This window comes from Frankia sp. CcWB3 (assembly GCF_977927595.1).
This window is the reverse complement of sequence record NZ_CDWRCK010000234.1, coordinates 1-4,167: the sequence shown is the minus strand read 5'-3', so window position 1 is coordinate 4,167 and position 4,167 is coordinate 1. Positions and strand designations below refer to the sequence as shown.

Genomic DNA, 4,167 nt, shown 5'->3' with positions numbered 1-4,167 from the left:
ACTTCATTACGTCCCCTCTGAGGGAGTAGAAGGTGGCGATGACCGGCTCGGAAAGGAAGTCGTCCGATCGTGAGGGAAGCCGGACCTCGATCGGCTCGCGCTGACCGCGCGCCAACGAGTCGGGCCACAGCGGGAGTTCCGGTGACGTAGATAGAAGATCTTCCTCGGATGCAGATGCTGCTGCCTCGTCGGGGGTGAGCAGGCTCATGAACGCTATGTCCGCGTCAGGCAGGACGGCCGCGAGTGCGATTTCACGCCGTTCAGGCTGGGAGCGCCCGCTGAAGATCTGCGTGACGACGCGGATCCGATAGCCCCGGAATGGATCCGGCTTTACCGTCACCACTGCCTGTTCGTCGCGCGTGCGGATGCGTGCCAGAACAGCCACCCGCACACGGTCCGCTGTCTCCTGATGCATACTCGGCATGCCGTCACCTCCTTGACCTCGCTCTTCCCGCTGCCACGTCGAAGTGGCCGGCCCAAGACAGGTACCTCAGATACGATCAGAGTAATCGGTTGAGCCGGCGCCCGAGGTACGCGGCGAGCCGCCGGGCCCGCGCAAGCTCCGTGACATAGTCGATACCGGGCCGAAGAACCAGTTCGTATCGCATCTCGACCGAGCGCGCATCGACGTAAGCACAAAGATCCATCGGAAGATCTCCTCGCCGGATTCCGCAGTCGTCGAGTAGCGGTACGAGGACGTGGGTTCGTCTGACGATTTTACCATGAGCCGTGGCAAGCGCCTTCGCGTACGCCTCGACGACATAACCCACGAAGTACAGCGCAGCCAGCTGGCGCGACTGTGCGTGTAACACGGCGGCATCGGCGCCACGCTCGGAAGCCACCGCGGCCCAGTACTCGACCTGTTCGCGCCACGCTGGTTTCAGCTTGCCTCCTCCCGGCCCCAGCAAAACCCCGACATCCCCCAAAAGTGTAGCCAGACGGTAGCGGGCCGAAACCATCGGCTCCGGCCCGCTACCGAGAAGTTGGCCCACCGGGACAGCACGAGTCTTCTGTCTTCTGAACGGGGCCCGGGGCCAGCCGCGCGGCTCAGACCTGGCGGCGACGCTCCACCGCGTCGAGGATCTCCGCGACGGCCTCGTCCACCGGCACGCCGTTGCGCTGCGCCCCGTCCCGGAAACGGAACGACACCGCACCCTGAGCGACATCGGAATCTCCGGCCAGCAGCATGAACGGCACCTTTTGCTTCTGCGCCGTACGGATCTTCTTCTGCATCCGGTCGTCGGAGGAGTCGACCTCCACCCGGAGGCCGTGCGCGGCGAGCCGCCGGGCGACCTCGCCCAGGTACGGCACGTGCTCGTCGGTGATCGGGATGCCGACCACCTGCACCGGCGCGAGCCACGGCGGCAGCGCCCCGGCGTAGTGCTCCAACAGGATGGCGAAGAACCGCTCGATGGTGCCGAACAACGCCCGATGGATCATGAACGGACGCTGCCGGGTCCCGTCCGCAGCCTGGTACTCCAGGTCGAAGCGCCGCGGCAGCTGGAAGTCCACCTGGATGGTGGACAGCTGCCAGGTCCGGCCGATGGCGTCGCGGGCCTGCACGGAGATCTTCGGCCCGTAGAAGGCACCGCCGCCCGGGTCCATCACCAGTTCCAGGTCCTGCTTCTGCGCGGCCTCCCGCAGCAGTTCGGTGGCCTGCGCCCACTCCTCGTCGGTGCCGACGGCCTTGCCCTCCGGCCGGGTCGACAGCTCCAGGTAGAAGTCGGTCAGCCCGAAGTCGCGCAGCAACCCGAGCACGAACGTCAGCACGCTGTCGAGCTCGGCGGGTAGCTGCTCGCGGGCGCAGAACAGGTGCGCGTCGTCCTGGGTGAGCCCGCGCACCCGGGTCAGGCCATGGACCACTCCGGACTTCTCGTAACGGTAGACCGTGCCGAACTCGAACAGCCGCAGCGGCAGCTCCCGGTACGACCGGCCCCGCGACCGGAAGATCAGGATATGCATCGGGCAGTTCATCGGCTTGAGGTAGTAGTCGGTGCCGCCGTCGAGCTGCATGGGCGGGTACATGCCCTCGGCGAACCAGTCCAGGTGCCCGGAGATCTGGTAGAGCTCCGACTTGGTGATGTGCGGGGTGTTGACGAACGAGTACCCGGCCTCGATGTGCCGGCGCCGCGAGTAGTCCTCCATCGCGGTGCGGATCGCGCCGCCCCTGGGGTGGAAGACCGCCAGCCCCGGGCCGATCTCGGTCGGGAACGAGAACAGGTCAAGCTCCGCGCCGAGCTTGCGGTGATCGCGTTTCTCGGCCTCGGCCAGCCTGGTCTGGTAGGCCTTGAGCGCGTCGCGCGACTCCCACGCAGTGCCGTAGATGCGCTGCAGCTGCGGGTTCTTCTCGCTCCCCCGCCAGTAGGCCGCGGCGGAGCGCAGGATCGCGAAGGCCGGGATGGCCCGGGTGGTGGGCACATGCGGCCCGCGGCAGAGGTCCTTCCAGCACAGCTCGCCGGTCTTCGCGTCGAGGTTGTCGTAGATGGTCAGCTCGCCCGCCCCGACCTCGACACTCGCCTCGGCGTCGTCGGCCGCCGCGTCACTCGACTTCAGCCCGATCAACTCAATCTTGTACGGCTCGTCGGCGAGCTCCGCGCGGGCCTCGGGCTCGGTGACGACCCGCCGGGAGAATCGCTGGCCGGCCTTGATGATCGCCTGCGCCTTCTTCTCGATGGCCCTGAGGTCGTCCGGGGTGAACGGGGACTCGACGTCGAAGTCGTAGTAGAAACCGTTGTCGATGGGCGGCCCGATGCCCAGGCGCGCCTTCGGGAAGAGTTCCTGGACCGCCTGGGCGACGACGTGCGCGGCGGAATGCCGGACGATCGCCCGCCCGGCCGGCGAGTCAATCATGATCGGCTCGACGACGGCCCCGTCGGCGAGAACATGAGCGAGATCATGTTGCTGGCCGTCAACCAGAGCCGCGATCACGTTCCGGTCGTCGGCGAACAGCTCGGCGGCCGTCGTCCCGGTCGGCACCACCCGCGGATCGCTGCGCTGGGCGTGCTGAACGGTAAGGCGGACGTCGGACACCGAATCTCTCCTGTTGCGCTGGGAACACGGGTGCGGGGATCGCACCGCCGGTGCGTCGCCGGCCGGCAGGCGGCCCCACGGCGGGCCTTCCTGGCCCGTTCGCGATGCTACTCGCGGACGCATGGTGCCCCCGGCGAGCGGGGTACGGCGAGCGAGGTACTCAGTGTGACGGGTGCGGCTCAGTGTGACGGGTGCGGCGCGGGCGGCTCCGCCGTCGGCCGCGCACCCTCCCGGCAGCGGATGCCACCGAGGATGGTGTCGACGATCTTCGCGATCCGCGTTCCGCTCACCTCGCAGTCACCACTCATGTACTGCCGATAGGCGACCGGACCGACCAGCATGTCGACGACGAGGTCGACGTCGACGTCCGCGGCGAGTTCCCCCGATTCGATGCCGCGCCGGAGCATGGCGGCCGCCTTCTCCCGCGACGGCTCGATCACCTTCTGCGAGTAGGTGGCGAACAACTCCGGGTGCGTGCTCCGCTCGGCGACGAGCTTCGGCATGATCCGCCCGGACAACGACTGGAGGTTGTGCCGGCGCAGCGCATTCAGCCAGGCCACCAGGTCGTCGCGCAGGGAGCCGGTCTCGACCGCGTCGAGACTGTCGGCCAGGGTGTCCAACGCGTCCCCGATCAGGGCATCCTTCGTTGGCCATCGGCGATAGACCGTCGCCTTGCCGACCCCGGCGCTGGTCGCCACCGCCTCCATCGACAGGCTCGCGAAGCCGACCGTCGCGAGCTCGTGCAGCGCGGCATCGATGATCGCCTCATCGCAGCGGGTGTCCCTCGGACGACCGGGAGCGCGGGAGACGCGGACCCCGGAGGGCACCCGGTCGGACGGCCGCCGAGGATGCGGAGTGCGCACGTCCCGGGTGGCCATCAGGCGGGACACCGGCCTGATCCCCCGCACGCTCCGTCGCCGCCGTGCCGATGCATCCGCATGGAAAGGCCACCCGCCACCTTGATCGCGCCGCACGTTCCCGCCGGACTTCAAGATCAGCATACGTCCCAGCCGGCCAAGACGCATCCGTTTGCCAGGGCAGCGGCGTGGCGTGCGTCGCGTTCCACGCCGATCGGGCCATGGTCCACCGCGAAACCACCACCCGAACGCCCCAGCCCGAACAGCCACCTAGGGCCTG

At 68.3% G+C, this 4,167-nt stretch carries 3 protein-coding genes and 1 pseudogene; all 4 read right to left on the bottom strand.

Translation table 11 applies throughout. From position 1 onward, the window contains the following. A pseudogene (locus ACY5KJ_RS16125) lies at nucleotides 1–424 on the bottom strand (hypothetical protein); the annotation flags it as partial. Nucleotides 425–500: 76 nt separating this feature from the next. Beyond that, nucleotides 501–992, bottom strand: a complete 492-nt coding sequence (locus ACY5KJ_RS16120) for a HEPN domain-containing protein (RefSeq protein ID WP_462203740.1) — start codon at nucleotides 990–992, stop codon at nucleotides 501–503. Nucleotides 993–1,047: 55 nt separating this feature from the next. After that, complete coding sequence (thrS, locus tag ACY5KJ_RS16115) at nucleotides 1,048–3,030, bottom strand: threonine--tRNA ligase (protein WP_462187550.1); 1,983 nt, start codon at nucleotides 3,028–3,030, stop codon at nucleotides 1,048–1,050. A 179-nt stretch (nucleotides 3,031–3,209) separates the two neighbouring features. Beyond that, the gene (locus ACY5KJ_RS16110) at nucleotides 3,210–3,920 is read right to left on the bottom strand and encodes a TetR/AcrR family transcriptional regulator (RefSeq protein WP_462203737.1); all 711 of its coding nucleotides are present in this window, start codon (nucleotides 3,918–3,920) and stop codon (nucleotides 3,210–3,212) included. Nucleotides 3,921–4,167 lie beyond the last annotated feature (247 nt).